The following is a 25,280-nucleotide window of genomic DNA, read 5'->3' on the forward strand; positions in this document are numbered from 1 at the left end:
GCAGTGTGCCCTAAGAACCGGCACAGTGTCGACACATCGCACTGTGAAAGACTCAGGACCCCTTGACCAAGCCTTACTGTCGACACTAGACACTTAGCGGAGGACCTTTCCACACGACGAGGAGAACGTCATGACCGATCCCCGGCTCGGACAACGCCTGTTGGGCAAGGTCGCCCTCGTCACCGGCGCGGGCGCGGGCATCGGCCAGGGCTGCGCGCTGCTCTTCGCCGAGCAGGGCGCCACCGTGGTCGGCTGCGACATCGACGCGGCCGCGGCCGACCGCACCCGTGAACTCGCCGCCGAGCGGGGGGTGAAGGTGGACGTCATGGCTCCGCTGGACATGACGGTCCCGGCGGACGCCCGGTGTTACGCGGACTCGGCGTACGAGCGGTACGGCCGGATCGACGTGCTGGTGACGGCGGGCGCGATCGCCCCGCACATGGCGAGCGCGGCGGAGATGGACTTCGAGGCGCAGTGGACGCCGACCATGCGCGGTGAGGTCGACGTGGTCTTCCTGCCGGTGCAGGCGGCCTGGCCGCACCTGGTGGCCTCCGGCGGCGGCTCGATCGTCAACTTCGCCTCGGTGAACGCCTTCCGGGGCAGCGGCACCTTCGGCATGGTCGCGCACTGCGCCGGCAAGTCGGCGGTGCTCGGCCTGACCCGCCAGCTCGCCGTGGAGGGCGGCCCGGCGGGGATCCGGGCCAACACCATCTCCCCCGGCATGGTCCGCACGCCGGCCACCGAGTCGGCCGGCGCACACGAGGGCGCCGCCCAGGCGGCCCTGCTGGCCCGTATCCCGCTGGGCCGGGTCGGCAGGCCGGAGGACATCGCCTGGTGCGCCGTCTATCTGGCGTCCGACGAGTCCACGTGGGTCACCGGCGGCAACTTCCCGGTGGACGGCGGGGTGCTGGCGAAGTGAACGGGCGGGCTCTGCGGCCCGCCCCGGGAAACTCGCGGGCCGTCACGTCGACGGGGTGCGCCGTCGACGTGACGGCTTGCGGCCGGTCTCCTGCTCCTGGATCTGCTCCTCCACCGAACGCAGCGCCCGCACCGTCGCCCCCGCGATCAGCGCGGACGCCAGCTCGCCGTCACGCTCCTCGCAGGCCTGCATCAGCCGTTCCTGGTCGTCGACGCTGTAGGCGAGGCGGCCGGGCCGGGTCAGGCTGAGGTGGCGGAGCATCAGGGTGCGCAGCGCCAGGGAGTCGAGGATCTGCTTGAGGGTGGCGTTGCCGACGATCTCGGTCATCCGCTCCTGGAGCTGCACATGACCCCAGAAGTACGCGTCCACGTCGCCCTCGTCGGCGAGTCCGCGCATCTTCTCGACGCGGCCGCGCAGTTCGGCGATCTCGTCGTCGGTGGCCCGCTCGACCAGCAGGGCGGCGAGCATCGACAGGAGCTGCCGCCGGACCTGGTAGATGTCCCGGATGTCCTGGAGGGAGGGCGCGGCGACCCGGGGCCGGCGGCGCGCCTTCATCTCGACCAGGCCCTCCTGTTCGAGGACCATCAGGGCCTCGCGCACGGGGGTGCGGCTGGTGTCGAACCGGCGTGACAGGTCGACGCTGTTGAGGTCCTGGCCGGCCGCGAGCCGGCCCTCGATGATCCCGGCGCCCACCCACTCGGCGATCTGCGCGACCAACGGCTCCCGCCGGTCCCGCAGCCGCAGCAGACGGGCGAGCACGACATGCGTGTCCTGATCGGTCATCGGGTGCCCTCCCTGGTCCGTGTCCGGGCCCGGTTCCGGGTTCACAGCGGACACAACGGTGTCGACACTATCGCACTCTCGTACCGTCCCGTACTACGGTCACCCCCACTGTAACCCACCGTCTGTCGACAGTCACCGAGTGCACTCCAGGAGGCGCGATGCACACCGGCGAACCGCCCCCGCGGACACCCCGGCGTCCGGTACCGGTCCCCGCGCAGGTACCGGTGACGGAGTATCACATCCCCGTCTCCGGCGGCGGCAGTCTGTGGTGCTGGGACACCGGCGGTCCCGGCGGCGCCGTGATCCTGCTGCATCCGCACTCCGGGAGCGGCGAGAGCTGGCCGTACCAGCAGCCGGTGCTGGCCGCCGCGGGCCACCGGGTCATCGGCTACTCACGGCGCGGCGCCCGCGGCTCGCTCACCGGCACCGCCGGAGCCGGCGAGGTGGCCGACCTGAACGCGCTCGCCGACCACCTGGGCCTGGGCGCCTTCCATCTCGTCGGTGCCGCGGCCGGCGGCCGGATCGCGCTCGCCCACGCCCTCGCGCACGGCAACCGGCTGCTCGGACTCACCCTCTCGGGCAGCGCCCTGGACCTCCCGGCCCCGGCCCATCTCGACGCGCTGCCGGCCGAGTTCCGGGAACTGGGGCCGGTGTACCGGGCCGAGGACCCGGACGGCGTCGCCGCCTGGCGCGCGCTCCACGAACGGGCCGGCACCGCCACCGGTTCCCCGCCGCCCCTCCCGCGGACGGCCCTGTACCCCCTCACCGTCCCGGTGCAGCTGATCACCGGCGACGCCGACCCCTACTGCCCGCCGTCCCGACTGCGCCGTCTCGCCCGCCGCTTCGGATCCCCGGAGCCGCTCGTCGTCGCCTGCGCCGACCACAACCCGCACTGGGAGCGGCCGGAGACCTGGAACGGACTGCTGCTCCGCTTTCTGAACCGCTAGTCGTGCACCTCCAGGGCGACCAGGAAGCGGGACACCATGTTGTAGACCGCCACCGTCGCCGTCAGCTCCACCAGTTCCGTCTCGTCGAAGTCCGTCCGCAGGGCGTCGAACAACGCGTCGGGCACCCGGACCTCCCGGGTCATCGCGTCGGCGTAGGCGACGACCCGCGCGGTGCGCCCCTCGAACTCCGGCTTCTCCTTGCGGACTTCGTCCAGTTCCCGGTCCCCGAGCCCGGCCTTCCGGGCGTCCGGCTCATGCGCCTGCCATTCGTAGGGTGCCCGGTTGAGGACCGCGATCCGCAGGATGACCAGCTCCCGGAGGTCGGCGGGCAGCGACATCCGCTGCCGTACGGCGCCGAGCAGGCTGTTCCAGCCGTCGGCCACCGGCGGGCTGTGCAGCAGCATCCGGTCGAGCGGGTGCAGGCTGCCGCCGCGCCGGGCGCGGACGCGGTCGGCGACCTCGCCGCTGCCCTCGGTGTCGGGGAGTCGTGCCATGGGGGGCCTTCCGTTCGGTCGGGCGTCAGTCGAGCAGGGGGCGGGATACCCGGTCCAACAGCCGCATGGCGTCGAGCCGTCGGACCGGTCCGAGCTCCGGTGTGTCACCGCCGAACACCATCGCCTTCTCCCCCGTGAACTCCGGCCAGCCGGGCAGCGGACCGCCGCCCGGATCGTGGTCCGTCACGAATCGCGCCCAGGTGTCGGCCATGGTGCGGGCCAGCTCACGGTCCGCGTCGGTCCAGGGCCAAGCGCGCGCCGTCAATGTGTCGAGGGTGTAGGGCAGTTCGGCGGTGTGGTGGACGCCGTAGCCGGGGAGGCCGTCCCGGGGCGGGGCCAGGGGGAGGCCGGGGGGCAGGGGAGGGGTCCGGGTGAAGCGGTACAGCCAGGTGGGCGCGACCGGCGCATGGGTCCGCGCCCAGTGCCACACCGGGTAGACGAACCGGCTCTCGCCGGTGAACTCCCGTGCTGTACGGCGGACTTCGTCGCCGTCCCGCAACGGGTACACCTCGTCCGTGCCGGGCTCGACGGGCAGCCGGCGCAGGATGTCCAGCGAGGCGTACACCGAGCCCTCGTCGTCGTTGGTCCCGACGAGCAGGGGTACGGGGTGCTGGTGGCCGGAGCCGAAGACGTCGTCGCTCGGTTCGGTGAGGACACGGCCGTCGACGACCGGCCCGAAATGGCCCTTGAGGACGAGTTCGACACCGTCCAGGCGGCGCAGGACGCCGAGGTCACGGTTGTCCGCCCAGCGCAGCCCCTGCTTCTTCGCAATGGACTGGTCCGGGAGGGTGCCCTCGGCCCGGCCGACACCGGAGGCGCTCTGGCCGATCGCGGCGTGGAAGAGGTGCCGGGCTGCCGGTGCGGCCATGAGGTGGCAGATATGGGCGGCGCCCGCCGAGTTTCCGGCCAGGGTGACCCGGTCGGGGTCGCCGCCGAAGGCCGTGATGTTCTCCCGCACCCAGGTGAGGGCGGCGACGATGTCCAGCACCCCGTAGTTGCCGGACGCGCCCAGGTCGTCCTCGGCGGCGAGTTCGGGGTGAGCGAGGAAGCCGAGGGCGCCGAGCCGGTGGTTGAGGGTGACGACGACCAGACCGCGCCGGGCCATCGAGCGGCCGTGGTGGATCTCCTGGCCGCCGTGGCCGTAGCGGTTGCCGCCGCCGTGCACCCAGACCATCACCGGCAGCCGGGTGCCCGGGGCCGGATCCGGGGTCCAGACGTTCAGGTAGAGGCAGTCCTCGCTCATCACCAGCGCCCGCCGGTCGGCGAAGTTGGTGTGGTACATGATCGAGTCGCGGGGCGGCTGGGGCTGCAGCGGGGCCGGGCCGAAGGTGTCGGCCCGGCGTTCGCCGTCCCAGGGCGGAGCGGGTCGCGGTGGCCGCCAGCGAAGAGGGCCGACGGGGGGTTCGGCGAACGGGATGCCCTGGAAGACGGCGATCTCACCGTCGTACTCCCCCGCCAGACGGCCGTTCTCGGTGCGGGTCCTGATCACCCGGCCGCCTTGTGCAGCACGCCGTCCTTCATGATGACCCGGAGCCGGTCGCGGTCCTGGAGAAGCCGGATGTCGGCCAGCGGGTCGCCGTCCACCAGCACCAGGTCCGCGAGATACCCCTCCCGGACCAGCCCGAGCTCCTCGCCCATCCCCATGAGCTGGCCGCCGTACTCCGTCGCCGCGCGCAGCGCCTCGGCCGGGGTGAAGCCGAACCAGTCCACGAACAGCTCCAGATCCCGCAGGTTGCGGCCGACCGGGTTCCAGGCGAAGCCGTAGTCGCCGCCGGGGACGACCCGGATGCCCCGGGCCACGAGTTCGGGTACAACCGCACGGACCGCGTCCCGGGTGTCCTCGACCTCCATGCCGGGCTCGGGTTCGCTGTCGGCCTCGTGCAGGTTGGCGTGGATGATGCCCGGGGTCGGCGCGACGAAGATCCGGTCGCGAGCGGCCTGGAGGAGGTCGAGGGCCTCCTCGTCGGCGAAGGTGCAGTGGTAGACGGCCCGGATGCCGTGCCGTACGGCCATCTTGATCGACTCGGCCGCGTGCGCGTGCGCGGTGAGCCAGACGCCGTGCTTCTCGGCGGTGTACGCGGCGGCGGCCACCTCCTCGTCGGTGAACTGCACGATCCGCGAGGTCCCCTGTACGACGGCGCTCTCGCCGGAGAGGGACAACTTGACGATGTCGACGCCGAGTTCGGCCATGCCGGAGACGAACCGGGCGACCGACTCCGGGTCGGAGGCGCGGTGGTCGATGCCGGGGAAGTCGTAGACGCCTGGCTCGACCATGCCCGCGCTGCCCTCCCAGGAGGCGGCCTTGAGGCGCGGTCCTGGCATCCAGCCCTCGGCGAACGCCTTGCGGGCGGCGACCTCCGTGCCGGGCAGCCGGTTGCCGCCGGAGTAGGCGCTGGTGATGCCGTGGTCGAGGAGGACCCGGCCCGCGTGCGCGACGAGCAGGGCCTTCTCCTCGGCGGGTTCGTCGCGGCGCCGGGAGAGGTGCTCGACGGTGGAGCCGAAGCCGAGGTGGGTGTGGGCGTCGACGAGTCCGGGGAGCAGGGTGCCGCCGCCTCCGTCGACGACCCGGGCCTCGGCGGCCAGGTCGCGCGGGACGCGCTCGGCGACCGCGGTGATGCGGTTGCCCTCGACCAGGACCTGCGCGGGGTACGGGTCGTGCCCGGTGCCGTCGAAGACGTGGACGTCGGTGAAGAGCGTGCTGGTCATGGGGTCCTCGGCCTCCAGAAGCGGTGGCGCATCTCGCCGACTCCCCCGATCCGGCTGACCAGTTCGTCCTCGGGGGTCAGGAAGCGCTGCGGGACCCGGCGGTTGCCGACGCCCGCCGGGGTGCCGGTGAAGATCAGGTCGCCGGGGAGGAGGGTGCAGAACCGGCTGAGGTGGGCGACGAGCCGGGGGATCGGGAAGATCATGTTGGCGGTGCGGTCGTGCTGGACGGTCTCGCCGTTCAGCTCGCAGGTCAGCTCCAGGTCGTCGGGGTCGTCGATCTCGTCGAGGCTGACGAGTGCGGGTCCGACGGGGCCGAAGCCCGGGTAGGACTTGCCGAGCGAGAACTGGGCGGGCCTGCCCGCGAGTTGGCTGATCCGCTCGGAGAGGTCCTGGCCGACGGTGAGCGCGACGACCGGGTCCCAGCCCTTCTCCACGGGCACCCGGTGGGCCTCGCGGCCGATGACGGCCACCAGTTCCAGCTCCCAGTCGACATGGCCGGGCGGGAGCGTGATCGTGGTGTTCGGGCCGGTGAGGCAGGTGGCGAACTTGGTGAAGACCAGCGGGACTTCGGGTTCCTCGTAGCCCGCCTCGACTGTGTGGGGGCGGTAGTTGAGGGCGACGGCGAAGATCTGGCGGGGAGCAGGTACCGGGGGCTCCAGCTCGGACTCGTCGTACGGACGGGCGCCGGTCGCCGCGGCGGACCAGCGGCGCAGGTCGTCCCAGCGGGCGAAGAGGTCGGCGCCGAGGGAGGCCGGTATGTCGATGGCGCCCTCGGGGGTCAGCAGGACGGGGCGGCCGGCGAGTTGTGCGATGCGCATGTCCCGATCACACCCTCCCCCAGAGAGGGTGCCCCCACTCGGCCGGCGGCTCGTCCTCGCCGTAGGCCTCGCGCCAGGACACCACCGGGTTGCGCAGCACGCCCAGGCCCTCGATCTCGGCCTCCACGACGTCCCCGGGCCTGAGATAGTTGGCGAACGGGTCCTCGGTGCTCGCGGCCACACCCGCGATGGTGCCGGTGGTGATCAGGTCGCCCGGGCTGTAGGTCTGCGGGGAGTGGTAGGCGACCAGCTGCGGGATGGAGACCGACATCCGGCCGGTGTTGGACTTCTGGCGGACGTCGCCGTTGACCCTGAGCTCCATGTCCAGGGCGTGCGGGTCGTCGATCTCGTCGGCGGTGACGATGTACGGGCCGATCGGGCAGAACGTCTCGATCGCCTTGGAGAAGGAGAAGACCCCGGACTCCATCTCCTTGCGCTGGATGTCCCGCGCGGTGATGTCGTTGAAGATCACATAGCCGGCGATGTGCTCGACGGCCTGCTCGGCGGAGAAGAAGCGGCCCGGCTTGCCGATGACGATGGCGAGCTCGAGTTCGTAGTCGAGTTCCCGGGTGAGGTTCGCCGGGTACACGATCGGCTCGTCCGGGCCGACGATCGCGTCGACGTTCTGGAAGAACACGATCCCCTTGTTGACCGGGTGGGACCAGTCCACACGGACCAGGTCCTCGTGGTGTTCCCGGAAGTTGCCCGCGGTGTGGAAGAACTTCTTCGGCACGATCGGGGCGCGGAGGCGGACGTCGGCGAGCGCGAACGTCCGCCCCGTCTCGCCCACTTGACCCTCGCGCTCGAAGTAGGCGCGGGTGGAGGGCACTTCCAGTTCCACGACGGTGTCTGCGTCGAGCCGGCCCACCAGTCCGTAGTCCGGGCCGCCGTCGAACGTCACCAGCTTCATCAGACCTCCCTAAACTGTCGACAGACAGCCTCTCTTGAGCCCGCCCGATCGTCAATAGGCGCGCAAAGTGTGGACACATATCGGTGCGGTGACCTACCGTCCGAACTATGCGGACGACATGGGACTTCACGGGGGCGAGGGCGCTGGTCGCCGGGGCCGGCGGGATCGGAGCGGTGGTCGCGGGCGAGCTCGCCCGCGCGGGCGCCGCGGTGGTCGTGCTGGACGTCGACGAGGGAAAGCTGTCCGAGGCGGCAGCGGCCGCCGGTCCCGATTCCGGTTCCGGCTCCGTCAAGGGCCTGTGTGCGGACCTCACTTCGGCCGACGACTGCCGGGCGGCCGTCGGCGACGCCGCCGAACTGCTGGGCGGCATCGATGTGTTCGTGCACGCGGTGGGGACCAATGACCGGCGGCCGGTGCTCGACACCCCGGACGAGGTGTGGGAGCGGATCACCGCGGTCAACCTCGACAGCGCGTTCTGGCTGGGACGGGCCGTGGGCGGGGTGATGGTGCCGGCCGGATACGGGCGGATCGTCTATCTGTCGTCCGTGTCCGGGCTGTTGGCCCATACGAACCACGCGCCGTACGCCGCGACCAAGGGGGGCGTCGACCAGCTGATGCGGGTCATGGCCCGGGAGTGGGCGGCGAGCGGGGTCACCGTCAATGCGGTCGCGCCCGGCTACACCGAGACCGATCTGACCCGTGAGTACCTCGCGGCGCCCGGGGTCCGGGCGTCCCTGGAGTCCCTCGTCCCCGCGGGCCGGCTGGGCCGGCCGTCGGACCTGACCGGGCCGGTGCTCTTCCTCGCGTCCGACGCCGCCGCCTTCGTCACGGGGCAGGTGTTGTACGTCGACGGCGGCCGGACGCTCGTCTGACATTCCCGTCCACGATGACCGTGGAGCATCCACGATGACCTTGGAGGCCGTATGACCGCCGTGTTCGAACGTTTCGCCGGGAAGACCGTGCTCGTCACCGGCGCCGGTACCGGATTCGGTGCGGAGATCGCCGTGCGGGCGGCGCGGGAGGGGGCCGATGTCGCCGTCCACTACCGCGGTTCCCGCGAGGGGGCCGAGGCGACCGCGGAGCGGGTGACCGCGCTCGGCCGCAAGGCGCTCGTCGTGCAGGCCGACATCTCCGAGCACGCACAGATCACGCGGCTCGCGGAGGAGGTGTGGGCGCACTTCGGACGGCTGGACGTGGCGGTCAACAACGTGGGGGACGTCGCCCGGGAGCAGATGTCCTGGCGGGACATCACGGAGGAGTCCATCGACCATGTGCTCGCCGTCGACATCAAGGGCACATTGCTGTGCACGCACGAGTTCGGGGCGCGGATGCTGGAGCAGGAGGGGGGTGGGGCGATCGTGAACATCGGGTCGACGGTGGTGGTGCGGGGCAGTGCGCGGGCGCCGCAGTACGCGGCCGCGAAGTACGGGATCATCGGGCTGACCAAGTCGTATGCGCACGCGTTCGCGCCGAAGGTGCGGGTGAACGTCTTCGCGCCGGGGTTCATCGAGACGGCGGCGACGCTGGGGCGCGAGGACTGGAAGAACGGGCGCGGGGATGTGCTGCGGGCGAACACGCCCATGGGGCGGATTCCGGGGCCGGAGGAACTGGCCGGCGCCGCGCTGTTCCTGGCGACCGAGGATGCCGGGCACATCACAGGAGGTTTCTTGGTGGCTGATGGGGGATTCAACATGATCGGGGCGTAAGGAAAAGGTAGGAACGCTTCTCCTCCCTTGAAAAGCTCCGGCCCCCGGGATTCGGTTCGCATCCATCCCCGGGGGCCGGTTCTCTTCTGTCGGTCTTCTTACGACACCGTCAGGGTCAGCGCGCCCGTGTAGCTCTTGCCCGCTGTGATGGTCGTCGCCGTGCCGTTCACCGTCAGGGTCACCGTCTTGCCGCTCGGTGCGGCCACCGACGCCGTCGACGCCAGGGTCAGGGCGCTCAGGTACGACGTTCCGGTGACCGTCCAGGTCGAGCCGGCGCCCAGCGTCACCAGGACGCCGTTGTTGACCACCGCGCTCGGCGTGTTGGTGACCTCGCTGATCTGGCGGTACTCGGTCTGCGTGATGGTCGAGACGGTGTGCTTGGCCGTGCTCGCCGAGATCACGCCCTCGACGGTGCTGCCGGTGAAGGAGAGGCTGAGGTTCTGGCCCTGGAGGCTCGCGTTGCCGCCGCCCCAGACCGAGTTGTAGAAGTCGCCGGTCAGGGCGATGTTCGTGAAGGTGCCCTTCGCGTCGGTGGACTGGGAGCTGGTGGTGGTCCAGCTGGACGACTTGGTCGGGGAGCCGGTCGGCTCGGTGTAGGTGCCGATCGTCTCGCTCGACCAGGGGTAACCGGACACCGTGACGCTGCTCGGGCGGTCGGTGTCCATGAGCTGGAAGATGACGCCGTTGCCGGAGTTGATCGCGGCGCCGTCGGAGCCGTCCACGGTGACCGTGCCGGCGACCGCCTTGCACATGAACGTGGTCTCACCGGTGTTGACCTGGGTGCCGCCGTCGATGGCGACCGAGCCCGCCGCGTACCACATGACCATGAAGCGGCCCGCGTCGATGGTGGTCGACTGCACCGGGAGGTCGTCGAGTTCGGCCGAGGTCAGGCCGAGGGAGAGGGAGGTGTTGAGGGCGGAGACCGCGCTCTTGGTGCTGTCGCCGTAGTGCGCCGACGCGCCCCAGTGGATGAGGGCGTAGTCGCCGACGTCGAAGGTGCAGCCGAGGAAGTGCTCGGTGACGTTGCCGATGGCGTAGCTGCCGTAGCCCTCGCCGCCGGTGTTGGCGATGGTGCTGTTGATCGCGGTGAGGGTGCAGTAGCTGCCGCCGTCGACCGAGAGCGCGCCCCACTTCTCCGAGGAGATCTTGGAGTTGATGTACGACGCCTTGGTGCTGGCGCCGAGCAGGTTGGTGGCGCGGACGTTGCCGGAGATGCCCAGCATCCACGGCACGGTGATCATGTAGCGGGTGTCGCCGGTGCCGGACGCCGGGTATTCGTCGGGGACGACTCCGTCGGCGCAGTGGATGGTGGAGTTCTTGACGATCACATTGGCGGTGGCGTCGGCGATGACCGCCGTACGGACCACGCCGACGTTGCTGATGTTCGCGCCGTCGAGGACGAGGGTGGTGCCCGAACCGGTGCCGACGACGGAGGCGCCGTAGCCGATGAAGTCGCAGCGGCCGTTGCCGTCGAAGGCGATCTTCGGGTTGGTGAGGGTGTAGCTGCCGCCTCCGGTGACGTAGAGGCCGTTGAAGGCCTCGCCGTTGGAGAGCAGGGTGATGTCCGAGGCCGCGGTGTCGGTGACGGTGCCGCCCACGACGTCGGAGGGGACCGACTTGGACTCGTCCACGCCGTCGGCGTCCACGTAGATGGCCTGGCGGAACGGGAAGGTGAGGGTGGAGTAGGTGAGGTCGTTGGCCTCGGCGACGGTCAGGACGATGGTGCCGGTGTAGGTGCCGGCCGCGATCGCCGTGGTGGCACCGCCCTCGCCGTCGGTGAGCGCGGCGAGTTCGCTGCCGGTCTCGACCCCGTTGACGGTGAGGGAGAGGCTGTAGCCGTCGGGGACGGCGATGGTGCCGCCCTCCTCGATGGTCAGGCAGGTCGCGGTGGTGGTCTCGGTGAGGGTCAGGGTCTCGTCCGAGCCGACGGTGATGCAGGTGTCGGCCTTGGCGCCCTTGCCCTTCTTCCGGCCGGCGGCCTGCGCGGTGGCGGGGGCCAGCACGGGGGCGAAGGCGGCGGCCACCGCGACGATGAGGGCGCGGGGGCGGGCCCGGTTGGGGATGGGACGGTCGAGCAGGTCGGTCACGGACGAGGTCTCTTCGTTGTCCGTCCTGTTGGTGGGCAGCACTGTGAACTCCTTTGTCTTCCAGTGTTTTCGGGCAGGGGGTGTCGCCGGTCGGCGACACGGGGAGGTGCGGGCAGGGGTGAGCCACGCGCGGCGCCGTGGCGTACGCGCCCCCTACTTCCTTGAGCGGCGGGTCAGTTGTGGGCCGGCTCGGCGTCCTGGTCGAGGCGTTCGCCCCGGATCCGGGCCAGCACCCTGGTGCGCAGTTCCGCGAAGCGCGGGTCGGCGCGGGTGGTGAGCTGGTCGCGGTCGGTGCCGAAGGGCACGGTCAGGGTGTCGAGTACGGCCGTGGGGCGGCCGCCGAGGACGATGACGCGGTCGCCGAGGTAGACGGACTCGTCGATGTCGTGGGTGACCACGACGACGGTGATGCCGAGCCCGCGGCGCAGTTGCAGGGTCAGGTCCTCCAGGTCGAACCGGGACTGGGCGTCCACCGAGCCGAACGGCTCGTCCATGAGCAGCACCGGTGCGTCGTAGGCGAGGCCACGCGCGATGGCGACGCGCTGCTGCATACCGCCGGAGAGCTGCCAGGGGTACTTGTCGCCGACGTCCGCGAGCCCGACGGCGTCCAGGCACTCCAGCGCGGTCGCCTTGCGGGCGGCCTTCTTCACGCCCCTCCCCTGGAGCGGGAAGGCGACGTTGTCCCACACCCGCATCCACGGCAGCAGCGAGCCGCGGTAGTCCTGGGAGACCACGGCGATGTCGGCGTGCGGCCCGGTGAGCCGCTGGTCGCCGTAGCGGACCGTGCCGGAGGTGGGCGGGGTGAGCCCGGCCAGGCAGCGCAGCAGGGTGGTCTTGCCGGCGCCGGAGGGGCCGACGATGCACACGGATTCCCCCGGGTCCACCCGCAGACCGAGCCCGGCGAGCACCCGGTGCTCCTGCGGGCCCTGGCCGAAGGTCATGCAGAGGTCCTCGACGCGGAGGGCGGATCCGCGGGTCATACGACCACTCCGTTGCTCTTCTTCTCGATGGACTCGATGGTCTCGGTCTTGTCGGTCCCGGCGCGTGCGCGGGGTGACCTGGGGGCGCGCTGGTGGTACCAGCCCAGGAGGGCGTGCTCGCAGAGCAGGAGCAGCACGCTCAGGCCGTAGCCGAGGACGCCGATGAGGAGGGTGCCGGCCCAGGTGTCGGCGACATGGAAGCTGGATCCGCTCTGCAGGATGAAGTTGCCGAGGCCGATGGGCGAGCCGTAGATCTCGCTGACGACCATGAGGACGACGGCGATGGACAGGGCGACCCGGATGCCCGCGAAGATCTGCGGGAGGGCGCCCGGGAGGACCACCCGGCGCAGTTGGAGGTGCCAGGGGACGCGGTAGCTGCGTGAGGTCTCGTGCACGGCGGGGTTGATCTGGCCCACCCCGGCGATGGTGTTGAGCAGGATCGGCCAGACGGAGCCGAGGAAGATCAGGAAGACCTTGGGGCCCGAGCCGATGCCCAGAGTGAGGATGATGACCGGCACGAAGCCCACGGTCGGGGTGGCCCGGGCGAAGTCCAGGAGCGGGCCGAGCGCCAGGCGCAGGGTGCGGACCTCGCCGATCACCAGGCCCGCGCCGACGCCGACGACGGTGGCCAGGAGCAGGCCGAGGACGATGTTGCGGAGGCTGAACCAGAGGTCGTCGAGGAGGCCGCCGCCCGCGAGTTGGTCCCACAGGGTGTGCAGGACCGTGGTCAGGGGCGGGAAGTAGAAGCTGGTGCTGCCCGCGGTCGAGACCAGGAGGATCACGAACACCAGCGTGGGCAGCCAGAGTTGGCGCAGCACGCGGCCGGTCATGTCGCCTCCCCCGCCCGGACCGGGGGCCGCCAGCGCAGCAGCCGGTGTTCCGCGTACTGGGCGAGCAGGGTGATCGAGTAGCCGATCGTGCCGGCCGTCAGGATGTAGGCGTACGCCCGGTCCGAGGCGCCGGCCTGCTGCGACTCCATGATCATGTGGCCGATGCCGGGGAGCGTGGTGAGCACCTCGACGCCGATGGCGACCAGCACGGAGGTGGTCGCGGCCAGGCGCAGGCCGGTCATCACCGACGGGACGGCTCCGGGCAGGATCACCCGGCGGAAGCGCAGCAGGCGCGGGATGCGGTAGGTCCGTACGGTCTCGTGGACCGACGGGGTGACGCTGCGGGCGCCGTACTGGGACTGGAGCAGGATCGGGAAGACGCAGGCGATGAAGACGACCGTGGCCTTCATGCCCGGGGTCGAGCCGAGGACCAGCAGGAACACCGGGAGCAGGGCGATCACCGGGAAGGAGCGCAGGATCTCCACCAGCAGCCGCGAGGACTCCTCGGCCGCCGCGTACACCCCGGTGACCAGGCCGACCGGGATGCCGACGGCGACGGCCGCCAGGAGCCCGATGACCGCGCCGTCCAGGGTGTCGCCGATGGCCTGCCAGTACGTCCCGCTGCCGAGCAGGCCACCGAGCGCGCCGGCGACGGCGGCGGGGCCGGGCAGCGCGGTCGGACTCACCACGCCCACCGCCGCGACCAGCTCCCACAGCGCCAGCACACCGGCGACCGCGCCGAGTTGGAGGAGACGGACCTTCACTGTGTCACCACGGGTGCCTGGTCCCAGTACACGTCGGCGTCCTTGGGCTCCGTGTCGAGCAGCCCGAACTCGTGCATCTTGGTGATCACCGTGCGCATCATCGTCCTGTTGAGGTTCTTGTCGTAGTAGCTGATGTCGTGGGCGTCGATGAAGGAGGCGTCGACCTGGGTGTACTTCTTGTCGATCGCCTTGACGGCCGCGGGGTGCGCGTCGGCGTAGGTGATGGCCCTGGCGACGGCGTCGGTGAACTTCTTGGCGGTGTCGCTGTTGGCCGACAGGTACTTCTGGCTGGCGAAGAGCAGGCCCTGGACCATGCCGGGCAGGTCGTTCATGCCGTTGCCGATGGAGCGCAGTCCGCTGTCCTTGGCGGCGAAGTAGAACGGGCCGAAGGAGAACACCGCGTCCGTCTTCCCGGACTTGGCGGCGTCGGTGAGCGAAGTCGTGGGCAGCGCGACGAACTTGATCTTCGAGGGGTCGCCGCCGGCCTTCTGGGTCAGGTACTCGCAGATGAACTGGATGGTGCCGCCGAGCGCGGAGATGCCGACGGTCTTGCCCTCCAGGTCCTTGAAGGACGTGATCTTGCTGTCCTTCTTCACCAGCAGGCCGTCGGTGGGGTCGGTCTTCGTGGTCGCGGACTGCAGGCCGGTGACGATCCGGATGCCCATGCCCGAGGCCGCGCCCTTGAGGAAGCCCGAGCTGTCGGTCATGGCGAACTGGGCCTCGCCGTTGAGGACGGACGGCGCGTTCTGCGAGGTGTCCTGGGCACCGGCCTTGATGGTGACGTCGAGGCCCGCGTCCTTGAAGTAGCCCTGCTGCTCGGCTATGTAGAGCGGCTCGAAGATGGCGCCGTTGGAGCGCAGGACGGTGATCTTCGCCTTGCCGTCGGCGGTCTGGGTGCCCGCGGCCGAGTCGCCGCCGCAGGCGGTGGCGGTCAGCGACAGGGTGGCGGCCAGGGCGGTGAGCAGGACGAGGGTGCGGCGCCGCGGGTTTCTCGAAGTCTCCATGGAACGGCTCTCCTTCAGAACGAGCGTCGGTGCGTCCGCGCGGGGCCCGCGGCGGCGTAGGCGGTGGTGGATTCGGCGGGGGTCATATAGGTGCGGAACAGGCCGTCGGGGTCGTACACGGCTCGGATCTCCTCCAGGCGGCCCGCGTTGGCCGGGCTGAGCCCGTGGTCGAAGCGGTCCGCGACGTTGTTGTCGGAGAACTGCAGCCCCGTGGACAGGTGCTGGATCGCGGCGAGTTCACCGTGCGCCCACCGCTCGTGGAGCAGGTCCTCGGCGGGGTCCGTCCAGCCCGCGTTGGGCGAGAGGTAGAGCTTGGCCTGGCTGGACCAGCAGGCGTCGGCGCGCTCCGGGAAGCCGCCCCACAGCATCCACAGGACGTGGCTGGTGGTGTCCGGCGCGGAGTCGAACAGCGGCCGGGCCGCGTCCAGCACCTTGTCGACCGGCTCGTCGGTCCAGATGCCGTCGAGGGCCCAGCGCATCCCGGCCGGGGTCATCCGGTCGGCGTGCGAGTACAGCTCGGCCATCGTGGTCCGGGCGCTCACGACCTCCCGCAGCGCCCGGTCCCGGAAGGGCGCGGTCTCCAGCAGGGCGAGCGGTTCGGAGTCCTCGTCCCGGGCGAAGGCGGTCGCGGTGACCGACACGGTGTGCCGGTCGAGGCCCTCGACGAAGCCGACCTTGGCCGAGAACTCGACCTCCGGCGGCAGCAGTTCGAGCGTGTCGTACGTCCAGGCCAGCACCTCGTCCCGGAGTTCGAGCGGGTAGCTGTGCAGGGTGCGCAGCAGCCGCTTCGGCGCCGGGTGCAGGGCGAGGTGGAAGCGGGTGACGACGCCGAAGAAGCCGGGGCCGCTGCCCCGCGCCGCCCACAGCAGGGCGGGGTGGTTGGCGTCGGTGGCGTGCACCAGGGTGCCGTCGGCGAGGACGGCGTCCACGGCCTGGATGCCGAGGCAGGCCGGGCCCAGGTGGCGGGAGTCCCAGCCGTAGCCGCCGCCGAGGAGGAATCCGCCGAGTCCGACGGTGGGGGCGTGGCCGGTGGGGAAGAACAGACCGTGTGGGGCGGCGGCTTGGAGCAGGGCGGGTCCGGTGGCCGCCGGCTGTGCGGTCGCCGTCCGGGTCGCCGGGTCGACGGTCACCTCCGTCAGGCGCGAGAGGTCGAGCAGCATTCCGCCGTCGCGGACGCCGTTGCCGACCCAGCTGTGCCCGCCGGAGCGGATGCCGATCCGCAGCCCCTCGGCGCGGGCCAGCCGGACGGCCGCGATGACGTCCAGCTCGCTTCGGGCGAGCACGATGACATCAGGGTGGCGGTCGGGTTTGCGTTCGTTCCAGACGGCGTCGAGACGGGCCCGTTCGTAGGCCTCGTCGCCACGCCGGATGAGGGTGCCCTGGGGCAGCTGGTGCATGGCCGTCTCCTCACGCGTTTCACCCGGGACCATACTGTCGACACTTTAGGCCTTCAAGAGATGCGTCATCGAAATATCTGGCATCTCTGCCGACACTAGGTGATTCAGTGAGGGGTGCCGTGTGTCGTCGTTTGTCTGCGGCGCCGTTGGGGCTGGGCGCGCCCACGCGGCGGAGCCGCAAATCAGACACAGCCCCGCGCCCCTGATGGGGCGCTCTACTCGTCGAAGTCGAAGAGTTCGGTCGGGTTGGTTACCAACAGGCGTTGCAGTGCCGCTGGTTCGGGGGCGATGTGCTCCAACAGGTCCACCAGCAGGCCGTCGTCCGGGGGGTCGCCGGTGATGTTGACGTGCGGGTAGTCGGTGCCCCACACCACCCGCTCGGGCGCGTACCCGACCAGTGACGCGGCGAGGCCGACGGCGTCGGCGAACGGCGGCCCCTCCAGGGAGACCCGGTCGACCCCGCTCACCTTGACCCACACGTCCCCCGTGTCGAGCAGCGCGCGCAGGGTGCGGACGGCCGGGCTGTCCCGGCCCGCGGCCAGGTCGACCCGGCCCATGTGGTCGATCACCACCCGGCCGGGCAGGGCGCGTACGACGTCCGCCAGGCCCGGCAGGTCCTCACCCCGCACATGGAGCTGAGCGGCCCAGCCGAGGCCGTCCACGCGCTCCAGTACGGCGTCGATCTCGGCTCTGGTGGGCCGGCTCCGCAGATGGGGAAGGAAGTTGAGCCGGAAGGCCCGTACGCCCGCCTCGTGCAGCTCCTCCACCTCGGCCCGGCTCGTCGCCTCCCCGACCAGCGCCACACCCCGCACCGTGCCTCTCCCGGCGGCGAGGGCGTCGAGGAGCACCCGATGGTCGTGGCCGTAGCAGGAGGACTGCACGACCACCGTCCGCGTCAGCCCCAGGTGCGCATGCAGGGCCCCGAGTTGTTCCTTGGGGGCGTCGAGCGGGGTGAAGGTGCGCTCCGGCGCGTACGGGAAGACGCCGGCGGGCCCGAAGATGTGGCAGTGGGCGTCGCAACTGCCCGGCGGCAGCCGGAGCTTCGGCACTCGGGGCGACGGGTGCGGGGGCGGGCATCCCGGCGAGGGCACGGGGAGCGGCGCCTGGGGCAGGACGGCCGGTGCGGTCGCGGCGGGCTCAGTCACAGCGCGCCGTCATTCCGCCGTCGACGACGATCTCGGTACCGGTGACGAACCGTGCCTCGTCCGAGGCCAGGAACAGCGCCGCGTACGCCGTGTCGCGCCCGTCGCCCATGAAGCCGAGCGGGATCCGGGCCTGGCGCTGGGCGAGCAGTCTCGCCACGTCCCCGCCCGCGCGCTGCCCGGCGAGCCGGGCCTCGACCAGCGGGGTGTGCAGCTGCCCCGGGACGACGGTGTTCACCCGGATGCCGTCCGGCGCGTACTCGACGGCCGTGACCCTGGACAGCTGGATGACCGCCGCCTTGGCCGCCGCGTATCCCGCCTGGGCGGCACCGGTCCAGCGCAGCCCTGAGCAGGAGGCGGTGTTGACGATCGCCCCTCCCCCGCCCCGCCGCATGACCGGGATGACGTGCTTGCAGGCGAGGAAGGCGCTGGTGAGGTTGGTCCGCAACTGGCTCTCCCAGTCCTCCAGAGTCAGCTCCACCACCCCGCCCGCCCGGGAGCCGCCCACGTTGTTGACGAGGATGTCGATCCGGCCGGCCCGTTCGGCGGTCTCGGCGAAGTAGGCCTGGACGGCGTCTGGTTCGGTGACGTCCAGGAGATCGGTGCGGACCGTGCCGCCCTCGGCGCGGATCTGGTCGGCGGTGACCTGCAGCGCGTCCTTGTCCCGGTCGGTGAGAAAGACCGCGGCGCCCTCGCGGGCGAAGAGCACGGCGGCGGCACGGCCGTTGCCCCAGCCGGGGCCGACGCTGCCGGCGCCGCCGATGACGGCGACCTTGCCTGCGAGCCGCCCCGAACGACGGCTGAGCGGATGTTCTGGCGTGTCCTGAAGCACAGGAGCCTCCCTCCATGGGGGATCGGAGCCTGCCGACAGTCATAGCCAAGTGTCGACACAAAGTAAACATGAGAGCTTCATTAAGCGGATCCTCGGCGCCTTTTTGCCACGTGTGTCGACAGAGGGCTTGTATTGAGCTCAACAACAGGGCTTGTATGGGCTTCCGCAGCAGTCAGCGGTCAGGAAGCGTCGAGGTCCGACCCGGAGGAGCCCGTGCAGAAACCCCCCGTCTTCGCCCCGGAGGAGATCGCCCGCTTCCGCGCCGAGCTCGGCGCCCGGCGGGCGCCCGGTGCCCATGAGCCCGGCCGCTGGTCGGTGAGCCCGCTCAACCGCCGCACGGATGTGGTGGGTTCGCTGCCCAAGACGGTCCGGCTGCGGGACGCGACCCTGCGCTCCCTGGAGACCCTGCCGGGCGTCACGGCCCCGGCCGGGGCGAAGCGCGCCTTTCTGCGGCGGGTGGTGGCGACCGGGGTGCCGGAGGTCGTCACCGCCGGGCCGGGCGGGCGCGACGAGGGTGTGCTGAAGGCCGAGGTGGATCTGGTCAAGGGCGAGAACCCCGAGTGCCGGGTGATCTGCCCGCTGATGCGCTCCACGGAGGACATCGACCGTGCCGCGCGGGCCGGTTACGACGCCGTCCAGGTGTGGGTGCAGGGCTTCGGCGAGACGGCGCTGCTCTACCGGCCCGACGTGTACGCGGCCGCCTGGCGGGGCGAGGAGTGGCGGACCGCGGGGACCGCGCGCGACCGGGCCGCCGTACTGGGGCGGGCGGCGCGGCTCATCGAGTACGCCCGCTCACTGGGCCTCGATGTGATCGCGCCGATGCTGATGGTGTCGTACCTGACGGACGAGGACCACGCCACGACCGTCGCGGCGCTCACCGGGGCCGGAGCCGGCGAGCTGACCCTCTTCGACGGGCCGGGCGCGATGAGCCCGGAGGCGTACGGCCATCTGGTGTACCGGACGACGGAGTTGGCGCCGGACGTCGAGGTGGGCCTGCACCCGCACAACACCTTCGGACTGGCCGTGGGCTGTGCGGTCGCCGCCGTCCGGGCCGGCGCCACCGCCGTGGAACTGTCGGTCAACGGCTACTGCGGCGGCCCCGGAAACGCCGATCTGGCCGCCACCGCGCTGGCCTTCGAGGCCGTCTACGGGGTGCGTACCGGAATCCGCACCGAAGAGCTCACCCAACTCGCCCGGCTGGGAGCCGAGGTGACGGGATATCAGACGGCCTGGAACCATCCGATCACGGGCCCGGACGCGTTCTGCTGGGGCGGTCTGGACTTCATCACACAGGAGACGGCGGTCGATCCGCTGCTCCACAACTGCGTGGAGCCGTCCCTGGTCGGCAACGAGCGCCGGATCCCCTTCACCCCGGACAGCGGCCCCTACACCCTGGCCGACCGGACGGCAGCGCTCGGAATCGATCTGCCGCCGGCCGCCCTGGATCAACTGCTCGATCAGGTGAAGCAGTTGATGACCCGGGAGAACCGCCTCGCGACCGACGACGACCTGCGGGCGCTCGCCCGGGAACTGGGCTGACCAGCCGGCCCGGTGACCATGACGGGTTGGGTCACCGGGCCGACGGTGCCAGCCGACCTCCGGGCCCGTCGGCCTCAGGAGGTGCTGACACCCACGGTGAGCGTCGCCTTGTACCCGTCGGAGACGCTGTCACCCAGTGCGGTCAGGGTCAGCAGGCCGGAGGAGGCACCGCCGTCGTCGTAGATGGTGTCGTCGGCGAGCGCGGTCTCCTTCGTGGTGTTGTCGGAGTACGGCGAGGTCGCCTGGACCTCGGTGTTGATGTCCGCGTCGAAGAACAGCTGACCGGTGTGGATGACCGAGCCGCCGGTGTACGACGTGTCGGTCAGCGTCACATCGGTGTGCACCCGCATGTGGACGTGCACGGCCCGGGAGACGTAGTGCCCGGGCCAGATCGAGATGATGCTCACCTGGCCGTTGGCGTCGGTCATCTGACCGCCCCGCAGGAAGGTGCCGTCGTCGGTCTCGGTGTGGCCGTTCTTGCCGACGAAGCCGGAGTACTCGCCGAGCGCGTCGCAGTGCCAGATCTCGACCAGCGCGTCCGCCAGCGGGGCACAGTCGTTGGCCTCGTCGACGACGGTGAAGGTGTACTGGACCTCGACGCCCTCCCGGTCCTCGCGGACGTCCTCGCGCACCAGCGCGCCGGTGAGCGAGTACGGGCCCTCGGTGACCTCGGCGGTGAGGGTGCAGACGCTGGAGGAGGCGTCGCTGCTGACGGTGGTGGAGGCGTCGGAGTCGCTCTCCGAGGTGGTGGTGTCGGCGGAGGCGAGGCCCGCGGCCATCAGCCCGCCGACCGCGGCGACGGTCGCGCCGCCGATCAGCACCCGCCGCCGCTTCATGGTGTTGTCCATGCGGTGACGACCCGGCTCGGCGGAGAGGGTGTCGGCGGAAACGGGCTCGGGGGTCTGCTCGGAGGCAGAGGCGTTGTCTGTCATGTCATGAGAACTTAAAGACCGACCTGAGGTGAGCCATGGCCACGCACTGTGAAGACGCTGGGGAAGAACCCGTCAACTCGCCTCCATTGGAACGGAGTTGGGACCAATTCCGCGTGTCGCGCGAATGGCGCGGACGTCACGTGTGCGGCATGGGAAAGCCCCGCCGGACGGTTCCGGCGGGGCTTCGGGGAGAGGTGGTTCCTGCGACGCCTACGACAGTCCGGCGGCTCGGGCCCGCTCCACCGCCGGGCCGATGGCCTTCGCGACCGCGTCGACGTCGGCCTGGGTGGAGGTGTGGCCGAGCGAGAAGCGCAGGGTGCCGCGGGCCAGGTCCGGGTCGGTGCCGGTGGCCAGCAGGACGTGGCTCGGCTGGGCGACCCCGGCGGTGCACGCGGAACCCGTGGAGCACTCGATGCCCTGGGCGTCGAGCAGCAGGAGCAGCGAGTCCCCCTCGCAGCCCGGGAAGGTGAAGTGCGCGTTGGCCGGCAGGCGGTCCACCGGGTCGCCCCCGAGGATCGCGTCCGGTACGGCCGCACGCACGGCGTCGGTCAACTGGTCACGCAGGGCGCCTATCTCCTGGGCGAACCACTCCCGGCGCTCCTCCGCCAGACGGGCGGCGACCGCGAAGGAGGCGATCGCCGGGACGTCGAGGGTGCCGGAGCGCACATGCCGCTCCTGGCCGCCGCCGTGCAGGACCGGTACGGGGGTGTACTCACGGCCGAGGAGCAGGGCGCCGATGCCGTACGGGCCGCCGACCTTGTGGCCGGAGACGGTCATCGCGGCGAGGCCGGAGGCGCCGAAGTCCACCGGGATCTGGCCGAAGGCCTGGACCGCGTCGGCGTGCAGGGGGATGCCGAACTCAGCGGTCACGTCGGCGAGTTCACGGACCGGCAGAACCGTGCCGATCTCGTTGTTGGCCCACATGACGGTGGCCAGGGCCACATCGTCGGGGTTGCGGGCGATCGCCTCGCGCAGTGCGTCGGGGTGGACCCGGCCGTAGGTGTCGACGGGGAGGTACTCCACCGTCGCGCCCTCGTGTTCGCCGAGCCAGTGGACCGCGTCGAGGACCGCGTGGTGTTCCACGGGGCTGGACAGGATCCGGGTGCGGGCCGGGTCGGCGTCCCGACGGGACCAGTAGAGGCCCTTCACCGCGAGGTTGTCGGCCTCGGTGCCGCCGGAGGTGAAGACGACCTCGCTGGGGCGGGCGCCGAGCGCTTCCGCGAGGGTCTCCCTGGATTCCTCGACCGTGCGGCGGGCCTTGCGGCCGGAGGCGTGCAGGGAGGACGCGTTGCCGGTCACGCGGAGGGCGGCGGTGAGTGCTTCCACCGCTTCCGGGAGCATGGGGGTCGTGGCTGCGTGGTCGAGGTAGGCCATGGTGACGTCGATTCTACGGGGGGCGGCGTAAGGGTCGCCCAGCGCCGTAGGGGTCGATCGCCGTGTGCGGGTGCCGGTGGTCCGTGGCTGGTCGCGCCCACGCGGCGGAGCCGCAAACTCAACACAGACCCGCGCCCCTTTGGGGCGCTGCCCCGAAGGGCGCTTGCAAGGATCAGCTCACAGGCTCCAGGAGACCGTGTTCGAGAGCTCCATCGCGATCGCCAGGACCGCGAGGTCCGCCACGCCCAGGGCCAGGCCCAGGTACGCGCGGCCCTTGCGCTTCGTGCCGCGCCACAGGGAGACCAGGGCCAGGATGATCGCGATCGGGCCCAGGAACAGGTTCAGGACCAGGAGGCCGAGGAGGCCGAGGATGAAGGACGCCACGGCCATGCCGTCGGCGTCACGGGTGCGGGTCTGGGGGCGGGGGGTGGCCGGGGCGGTGAGTTGCATCATGCTCAGCTCCTCAGGTGAGCGCGGGGGTGGAAGGTCAGTTGGCCGAGGCGTGACGGCGGCGGGCGAGGCGCTCGCGGAGCGCGAAGACGGCCAGCCAGACGACGATCACGGCGGCCAGTCCTGCGGTGACGTCGAGCGGTGCGTGGGCCACGGTGCCCAGCACCACGCCGAACAGCATGAGTGCGGCGACGAGGAACAGCATGGGTTTCGATCCCCCTCCGTTAAGTTTGGGTGAACGCTTGTAGTAACAGTTGTTCACTGACTTTGAGTCTAGCAACTCGCACGGCTTTTCAATTCCAGAGAACAGTTGTTAACTGGATGACATGAGTCACACCCTCGGCATCCGACAGGCCCAGAAGCAGAAGACCCGCCAGGCTTTCCTGGACGCGGCGCTCGCACTGCTGGAGGAGCAGAGCCTGAGCAGCCTGGGACTGCGCGAGGTCACCCGGGCCGTGGGCGTCGCACCGACCGCCTTCTACCGGCACTTCCGCTCCACCGCCGACCTCGGCGTCGCCCTCGTCGACGAGGCCCTCGGCAGCCTGCATCCCATGGTCCGTACGACGGTCTCCATGCCCGGCGAGGAGCGCATCACCCAGGCGGTGCGGCTGATCGCCGACTATGTGTCCGCCCACCCGGCACATGTCCGGTTCATCGCCCGGGAGCGGCACGGCGGGGTGCAGCCGGTGCGGGAGGCGATCCGCGCCCAACTGGCCAGGTTCGCGGACGAGGTCAGGTCCGAGCTGGCCAGGGACCCCGGGGCGGAGGGCTGGAGCGACGACGACCTGCTGATGCTCGCCCACCTCTATGTCGACCAGATGCTCATCACCGCCTCGCTGTTCCTGGAGACCCTTGAGTCGCCGGAGCCCTCGGAGCCCTCGGAGGCGGAGCGGGAGCGCGTCACCCAGGTCGCCACCCGCCAGCTGCGCCTGATCAGCCTCGGCCGGCAGCACTGGCTGGACACCCCCTAGGGGCGGCCGGCGGGCAACGCGAAGGGGCGGCGCGTCCGGTAATCGGACGCGCCGCCCCTGTCGTGCGGCTCGTGCCGTGCGGCCCTTGCCGTACGGCCGCCGGTGTCAGCTCTTGGTGGCCTGCTGGGTCGGGGCGCCGCTGGGCGCCGCGCCGCCGCCGGCGCCACCCTGACCGCCACCGCAACCGCCGCCGCCCTGGCCGCCGCCGGGGCCGCCCTGACCGCCGCCGCCCGGTCCACCGCTCGGCATGCCGGTGGGGTTACCGGTCGGCTTGGCGGTGCCGGTGGGCGCGCCGGACGGGGCACCCGAGGGGGCGCCGCTCGGACGGCCCGACGCGTTGCCGGTCGGCATGCCGGACGGCTGCTTACAGGACTGCGACTGCCCGGAGTTGCCGCTGCTGGACGACGACGAGTCGCCCGAGCCGCACGCGGTCAGCAGCAGCGGAGACATGGCGAGCAGGGCCACGGCGGGGACGAGACGTACACGCTTCATGAGAGACAACTCCATAAAGGATGAGGGAGTCCTGAGGCGTCGCACTCAACCAACAGCGCTTAGGGCGTTCTTGGGCCCGCACTGTCCCCAGCCTGTGATTCGGGTAAAGAGCACCCAAAGACACCGCGCTGACCTGCGTCTTCCCGGACGGGAGCTGTCTACTCGCTGATACAGGTCCGTGACAGAACACTGCCCTCGGCGGGTCAGCCGAGACGGACCCGGGCCAACTGGCGGGACTGGGCGACGAGTCGGTCCGCGCTGTCCCAGACCTCGGCGTCCTCCTCCAGGAAGCCGCCGGCCAGGTTGCGGGTGGTGATGGCGACCCGGAGCGGGCCGGGGGCGGGGCGGTGGCGGACGTGGACGGTCAGTTCGACCGTGGGGACCCAGCCCTTGAGGCCGATCTCGAACGCCGTGGGCGGCAGCGCGTCGACCGCCAGGAGGAGCGAGAGGGGGTCGGCGTCACGGCCGTCGGCGAGGCCGAACCAGGAGCGCATATCCCCCTTGCCGGAGGGGGCGCCGAGGGCCCAGCCCAGGGTGGAGGGGTCCAGCTTGAGCATCAGGCGGTCGGTGATGGCGGAACTGCCCTCGACCGGCGCGGGGCCGCCCGACGGTAGTCGGACATTTGATGCGGTCTCGGGGCCGAAGCACTGCTCCATGGGCGGGATCACGGGCGGGGTCGCCGTCGTACGGACGTCGTCGGGGAGGCCGGCGAGGTCGCCGTAGGAGGCGAGGACACGGATGCGCTCGATCTCCTCGCCCCGCTCGTCGTACTGGAAGAGGGAGGCCTGGCCGGTGGAGAGGGTGCGGCCGGTGCGGACGGTGTCCGTGCGGATCACGGCCGGGCCGGGCTGGGACGCGGTCAGGTAGTGCGCGGAGATGGTGAACGGGTCCGGGTGCGGCAGGGTGTCCGCGAGCGCCCGGCCGAGGACGGCCAGCAGATAGCCGCCGTTCACGGCATTGATGATCGTCCAGCCGGCCGAGAGGTCGATGTCGTAGACCCCGGGAGCGCGCCGGGTGACCGCCGTGTCGCGGTCGAACTCGCTGTCGCCGATCACGGCCCGCGTGCATGCTGCTTCTGGCATGCCTGAACGGTACAACAAGAAATTACTAAGCGGTAGCTTTTCCGATCCCGTAGCCTGTCCATTACCCGGGGACCCCCGGTAAGGGATCCCTCCATCGAGTGAGGTTCCGGCAATATCTAAG

26 protein-coding genes are annotated in these 25,280 nt (G+C 71.1%); 6 read left to right on the top strand and 20 right to left on the bottom strand.

Annotated elements, in window-relative coordinates:
• Nucleotides 1–130: 130 nt before the first annotated feature.
• Nucleotides 131–919: an SDR family NAD(P)-dependent oxidoreductase gene (locus ACIRR9_RS23225; RefSeq protein WP_403754848.1), complete on the top strand. Its 789-nt coding sequence runs from the start codon at nt 131–133 to the stop codon at nt 917–919.
• 42 nt (nt 920–961) lie between these two features.
• On the opposite strand, the gene ACIRR9_RS23230 is transcribed toward ACIRR9_RS23225, so the two are convergent.
• Nucleotides 962–1,702: a GntR family transcriptional regulator gene (locus ACIRR9_RS23230; protein ID WP_403754851.1), complete on the bottom strand. Its 741-nt coding sequence runs from the start codon at nt 1,700–1,702 to the stop codon at nt 962–964.
• A gap of 224 nt (nt 1,703–1,926) precedes the next feature.
• Here ACIRR9_RS23230 and ACIRR9_RS23235 point away from each other — a divergent pair, with 224 nt between their 5' ends.
• Nucleotides 1,927–2,649: an alpha/beta fold hydrolase gene (locus ACIRR9_RS23235; protein ID WP_403754854.1), complete on the top strand. Its 723-nt coding sequence runs from the start codon at nt 1,927–1,929 to the stop codon at nt 2,647–2,649.
• On the opposite strand, the gene ACIRR9_RS23240 is transcribed toward ACIRR9_RS23235, so the two are convergent.
• The 5 genes from ACIRR9_RS23240 to ACIRR9_RS23260 are packed head-to-tail and all read right to left on the bottom strand — an operon-like array spanning nt 2,646 to nt 7,577.
• The gene (locus tag ACIRR9_RS23240; protein ID WP_403754857.1) at nt 2,646–3,143 is read right to left on the bottom strand and encodes a carboxymuconolactone decarboxylase family protein; all 498 of its coding nucleotides are present in this window, start codon (nt 3,141–3,143) and stop codon (nt 2,646–2,648) included. The genes ACIRR9_RS23235 and ACIRR9_RS23240 overlap by 4 nt on opposite strands.
• Before the next feature lie 25 nt (nt 3,144–3,168).
• Nucleotides 3,169–4,632: a carboxylesterase/lipase family protein gene (locus tag ACIRR9_RS23245; RefSeq protein WP_403754860.1), complete on the bottom strand. Its 1,464-nt coding sequence runs from the start codon at nt 4,630–4,632 to the stop codon at nt 3,169–3,171.
• On the bottom strand, nt 4,629–5,849 hold the full coding sequence (locus tag ACIRR9_RS23250) for an amidohydrolase family protein (protein WP_403754863.1): 1,221 nt from the start codon (nt 5,847–5,849) through the stop codon (nt 4,629–4,631). Before ACIRR9_RS23250 ends, ACIRR9_RS23245 begins: the two co-directional genes overlap by 4 nt.
• Nucleotides 5,846–6,667, bottom strand: a complete 822-nt coding sequence (locus ACIRR9_RS23255; protein ID WP_403754866.1) for a fumarylacetoacetate hydrolase family protein — start codon at nt 6,665–6,667, stop codon at nt 5,846–5,848. The genes ACIRR9_RS23250 and ACIRR9_RS23255 overlap by 4 nt, the downstream gene beginning before the upstream one ends.
• Before the next feature lie 7 nt (nt 6,668–6,674).
• On the bottom strand, nt 6,675–7,577 hold the full coding sequence (locus ACIRR9_RS23260; RefSeq protein WP_403754869.1) for a fumarylacetoacetate hydrolase family protein: 903 nt from the start codon (nt 7,575–7,577) through the stop codon (nt 6,675–6,677).
• A 107-nt stretch (nt 7,578–7,684) separates the two neighbouring features.
• Here ACIRR9_RS23260 and ACIRR9_RS23265 point away from each other — a divergent pair, with 107 nt between their 5' ends.
• Nucleotides 7,685–8,449, top strand: a complete 765-nt coding sequence (locus tag ACIRR9_RS23265; protein ID WP_403754872.1) for an SDR family NAD(P)-dependent oxidoreductase — start codon at nt 7,685–7,687, stop codon at nt 8,447–8,449.
• Nucleotides 8,450–8,500: 51 nt separating this feature from the next.
• Nucleotides 8,501–9,283 (top strand): SDR family NAD(P)-dependent oxidoreductase, encoded by a 783-nt coding sequence (locus ACIRR9_RS23270; RefSeq protein WP_403754875.1) that lies wholly within the window; start codon nt 8,501–8,503, stop codon nt 9,281–9,283.
• A 98-nt stretch (nt 9,284–9,381) separates the two neighbouring features.
• Here ACIRR9_RS23270 and ACIRR9_RS23275 read toward each other — a convergent pair whose 3' ends face one another.
• From ACIRR9_RS23275 to ACIRR9_RS23310, 8 genes are all read right to left on the bottom strand, one after another.
• Nucleotides 9,382–11,412 carry a hypothetical protein gene (locus ACIRR9_RS23275; RefSeq protein WP_403754878.1) on the bottom strand — a complete coding sequence of 677 codons (2,031 nt, stop codon included), beginning with the start codon at nt 11,410–11,412 and terminating at the stop codon, nt 9,382–9,384.
• A gap of 131 nt (nt 11,413–11,543) precedes the next feature.
• Nucleotides 11,544–12,350 carry an ABC transporter ATP-binding protein gene (locus ACIRR9_RS23280; protein ID WP_403754881.1) on the bottom strand — a complete coding sequence of 269 codons (807 nt, stop codon included), beginning with the start codon at nt 12,348–12,350 and terminating at the stop codon, nt 11,544–11,546.
• Nucleotides 12,347–13,180 carry an ABC transporter permease gene (locus tag ACIRR9_RS23285; protein WP_403754884.1) on the bottom strand — a complete coding sequence of 278 codons (834 nt, stop codon included), beginning with the start codon at nt 13,178–13,180 and terminating at the stop codon, nt 12,347–12,349. Before ACIRR9_RS23285 ends, ACIRR9_RS23280 begins: the two co-directional genes overlap by 4 nt.
• The gene (locus tag ACIRR9_RS23290) at nt 13,177–13,944 is read right to left on the bottom strand and encodes an ABC transporter permease (protein ID WP_403754887.1); all 768 of its coding nucleotides are present in this window, start codon (nt 13,942–13,944) and stop codon (nt 13,177–13,179) included. Before ACIRR9_RS23290 ends, ACIRR9_RS23285 begins: the two co-directional genes overlap by 4 nt.
• Nucleotides 13,941–14,948: an ABC transporter substrate-binding protein gene (locus ACIRR9_RS23295; protein ID WP_403754890.1), complete on the bottom strand. Its 1,008-nt coding sequence runs from the start codon at nt 14,946–14,948 to the stop codon at nt 13,941–13,943. The genes ACIRR9_RS23290 and ACIRR9_RS23295 overlap by 4 nt, the downstream gene beginning before the upstream one ends.
• A 14-nt stretch (nt 14,949–14,962) precedes the next feature.
• A complete protein-coding gene (locus ACIRR9_RS23300) occupies nt 14,963–16,345 on the bottom strand; it encodes an FAD-binding oxidoreductase (protein ID WP_403754893.1) in 1,383 nt (460 codons plus the stop codon).
• 215 nt (nt 16,346–16,560) lie between these two features.
• Nucleotides 16,561–17,490, bottom strand: a complete 930-nt coding sequence (locus ACIRR9_RS23305; protein ID WP_403754896.1) for an amidohydrolase family protein — start codon at nt 17,488–17,490, stop codon at nt 16,561–16,563.
• Nucleotides 17,483–18,319, bottom strand: coding sequence for an SDR family NAD(P)-dependent oxidoreductase (locus ACIRR9_RS23310; RefSeq protein ID WP_403754899.1), 837 nt, complete (start codon nt 18,317–18,319; stop codon nt 17,483–17,485). The genes ACIRR9_RS23305 and ACIRR9_RS23310 overlap by 8 nt, the downstream gene beginning before the upstream one ends.
• Before the next feature lie 213 nt (nt 18,320–18,532).
• On the opposite strand from ACIRR9_RS23310, the gene ACIRR9_RS23315 reads away from it, so the two are divergent.
• Complete coding sequence (locus ACIRR9_RS23315) at nt 18,533–19,858, top strand: hypothetical protein (RefSeq protein WP_403754902.1); 1,326 nt, start codon at nt 18,533–18,535, stop codon at nt 19,856–19,858.
• Between the two features lie 74 nt (nt 19,859–19,932).
• Here ACIRR9_RS23315 and ACIRR9_RS23320 read toward each other — a convergent pair whose 3' ends face one another.
• From ACIRR9_RS23320 to ACIRR9_RS23335, 4 genes are all read right to left on the bottom strand, one after another.
• Nucleotides 19,933–20,790: an intradiol ring-cleavage dioxygenase gene (locus ACIRR9_RS23320; RefSeq protein WP_403754905.1), complete on the bottom strand. Its 858-nt coding sequence runs from the start codon at nt 20,788–20,790 to the stop codon at nt 19,933–19,935.
• Nucleotides 20,791–21,000: 210 nt separating this feature from the next.
• The gene (locus ACIRR9_RS23325) at nt 21,001–22,164 is read right to left on the bottom strand and encodes a cysteine desulfurase family protein (RefSeq protein WP_403754908.1); all 1,164 of its coding nucleotides are present in this window, start codon (nt 22,162–22,164) and stop codon (nt 21,001–21,003) included.
• A 177-nt stretch (nt 22,165–22,341) separates the two neighbouring features.
• Nucleotides 22,342–22,614: a DUF4190 domain-containing protein gene (locus tag ACIRR9_RS23330; protein ID WP_316781905.1), complete on the bottom strand. Its 273-nt coding sequence runs from the start codon at nt 22,612–22,614 to the stop codon at nt 22,342–22,344.
• Between the two features lie 37 nt (nt 22,615–22,651).
• Complete coding sequence (locus tag ACIRR9_RS23335) at nt 22,652–22,819, bottom strand: hypothetical protein (protein ID WP_365342937.1); 168 nt, start codon at nt 22,817–22,819, stop codon at nt 22,652–22,654.
• A gap of 121 nt (nt 22,820–22,940) precedes the next feature.
• On the opposite strand from ACIRR9_RS23335, the gene ACIRR9_RS23340 reads away from it, so the two are divergent.
• Nucleotides 22,941–23,585, top strand: coding sequence for a TetR family transcriptional regulator (locus ACIRR9_RS23340; protein WP_403754911.1), 645 nt, complete (start codon nt 22,941–22,943; stop codon nt 23,583–23,585).
• A 105-nt stretch (nt 23,586–23,690) separates the two neighbouring features.
• Here ACIRR9_RS23340 and ACIRR9_RS23345 read toward each other — a convergent pair whose 3' ends face one another.
• Together ACIRR9_RS23345 and ACIRR9_RS23350 are read right to left on the bottom strand one after the other, a co-directional pair.
• Nucleotides 23,691–24,077, bottom strand: a complete 387-nt coding sequence (locus tag ACIRR9_RS23345; RefSeq protein WP_403754914.1) for a hypothetical protein — start codon at nt 24,075–24,077, stop codon at nt 23,691–23,693.
• Between the two features lie 203 nt (nt 24,078–24,280).
• Nucleotides 24,281–25,159 (bottom strand): thioesterase family protein, encoded by an 879-nt coding sequence (locus ACIRR9_RS23350; RefSeq protein WP_403754917.1) that lies wholly within the window; start codon nt 25,157–25,159, stop codon nt 24,281–24,283.
• Between the last annotated feature and the right edge of the window lie 121 nt (nt 25,160–25,280).

The sequence above is a fragment of the Streptomyces sp. NPDC101234 genome (assembly GCF_044767525.1).
Taxonomy (GTDB): domain Bacteria; phylum Actinomycetota; class Actinomycetes; order Streptomycetales; family Streptomycetaceae; genus Streptomyces; species Streptomyces sasae.

Coding starts and splice junctions, on each gene's coding strand:
- ACIRR9_RS23225 (WP_403754848.1), top strand. CDS start 131: ATGACCGATCCCCGGCTCGGACAACGCCTGTTGGGCAAGGTCGCCCTC.
- ACIRR9_RS23255 (WP_403754866.1), bottom strand. CDS start 6,667: ATGCGCATCGCACAACTCGCCGGCCGCCCCGTCCTGCTGACCCCCGAG.
- ACIRR9_RS23350 (WP_403754917.1), bottom strand. CDS start 25,159: ATGCCAGAAGCAGCATGCACGCGGGCCGTGATCGGCGACAGCGAGTTC.
- ACIRR9_RS23335 (WP_365342937.1), bottom strand. CDS start 22,819: ATGCTGTTCCTCGTCGCCGCACTCATGCTGTTCGGCGTGGTGCTGGGC.
- ACIRR9_RS23250 (WP_403754863.1), bottom strand. CDS start 5,849: ATGACCAGCACGCTCTTCACCGACGTCCACGTCTTCGACGGCACCGGG.
- ACIRR9_RS23320 (WP_403754905.1), bottom strand. CDS start 20,790: ATGACAGACAACGCCTCTGCCTCCGAGCAGACCCCCGAGCCCGTTTCC.
- ACIRR9_RS23280 (WP_403754881.1), bottom strand. CDS start 12,350: ATGACCCGCGGATCCGCCCTCCGCGTCGAGGACCTCTGCATGACCTTC.
- ACIRR9_RS23265 (WP_403754872.1), top strand. CDS start 7,685: ATGCGGACGACATGGGACTTCACGGGGGCGAGGGCGCTGGTCGCCGGG.
- ACIRR9_RS23285 (WP_403754884.1), bottom strand. CDS start 13,180: ATGACCGGCCGCGTGCTGCGCCAACTCTGGCTGCCCACGCTGGTGTTC.
- ACIRR9_RS23270 (WP_403754875.1), top strand. CDS start 8,501: ATGACCGCCGTGTTCGAACGTTTCGCCGGGAAGACCGTGCTCGTCACC.
- ACIRR9_RS23345 (WP_403754914.1), bottom strand. CDS start 24,077: ATGAAGCGTGTACGTCTCGTCCCCGCCGTGGCCCTGCTCGCCATGTCT.
- ACIRR9_RS23325 (WP_403754908.1), bottom strand. CDS start 22,164: ATGGCCTACCTCGACCACGCAGCCACGACCCCCATGCTCCCGGAAGCG.
- ACIRR9_RS23295 (WP_403754890.1), bottom strand. CDS start 14,948: ATGGAGACTTCGAGAAACCCGCGGCGCCGCACCCTCGTCCTGCTCACC.
- ACIRR9_RS23300 (WP_403754893.1), bottom strand. CDS start 16,345: ATGCACCAGCTGCCCCAGGGCACCCTCATCCGGCGTGGCGACGAGGCC.
- ACIRR9_RS23230 (WP_403754851.1), bottom strand. CDS start 1,702: ATGACCGATCAGGACACGCATGTCGTGCTCGCCCGTCTGCTGCGGCTG.
- ACIRR9_RS23330 (WP_316781905.1), bottom strand. CDS start 22,614: ATGCAACTCACCGCCCCGGCCACCCCCCGCCCCCAGACCCGCACCCGT.
- ACIRR9_RS23340 (WP_403754911.1), top strand. CDS start 22,941: ATGAGTCACACCCTCGGCATCCGACAGGCCCAGAAGCAGAAGACCCGC.
- ACIRR9_RS23240 (WP_403754857.1), bottom strand. CDS start 3,143: ATGGCACGACTCCCCGACACCGAGGGCAGCGGCGAGGTCGCCGACCGC.
- ACIRR9_RS23260 (WP_403754869.1), bottom strand. CDS start 7,577: ATGAAGCTGGTGACGTTCGACGGCGGCCCGGACTACGGACTGGTGGGC.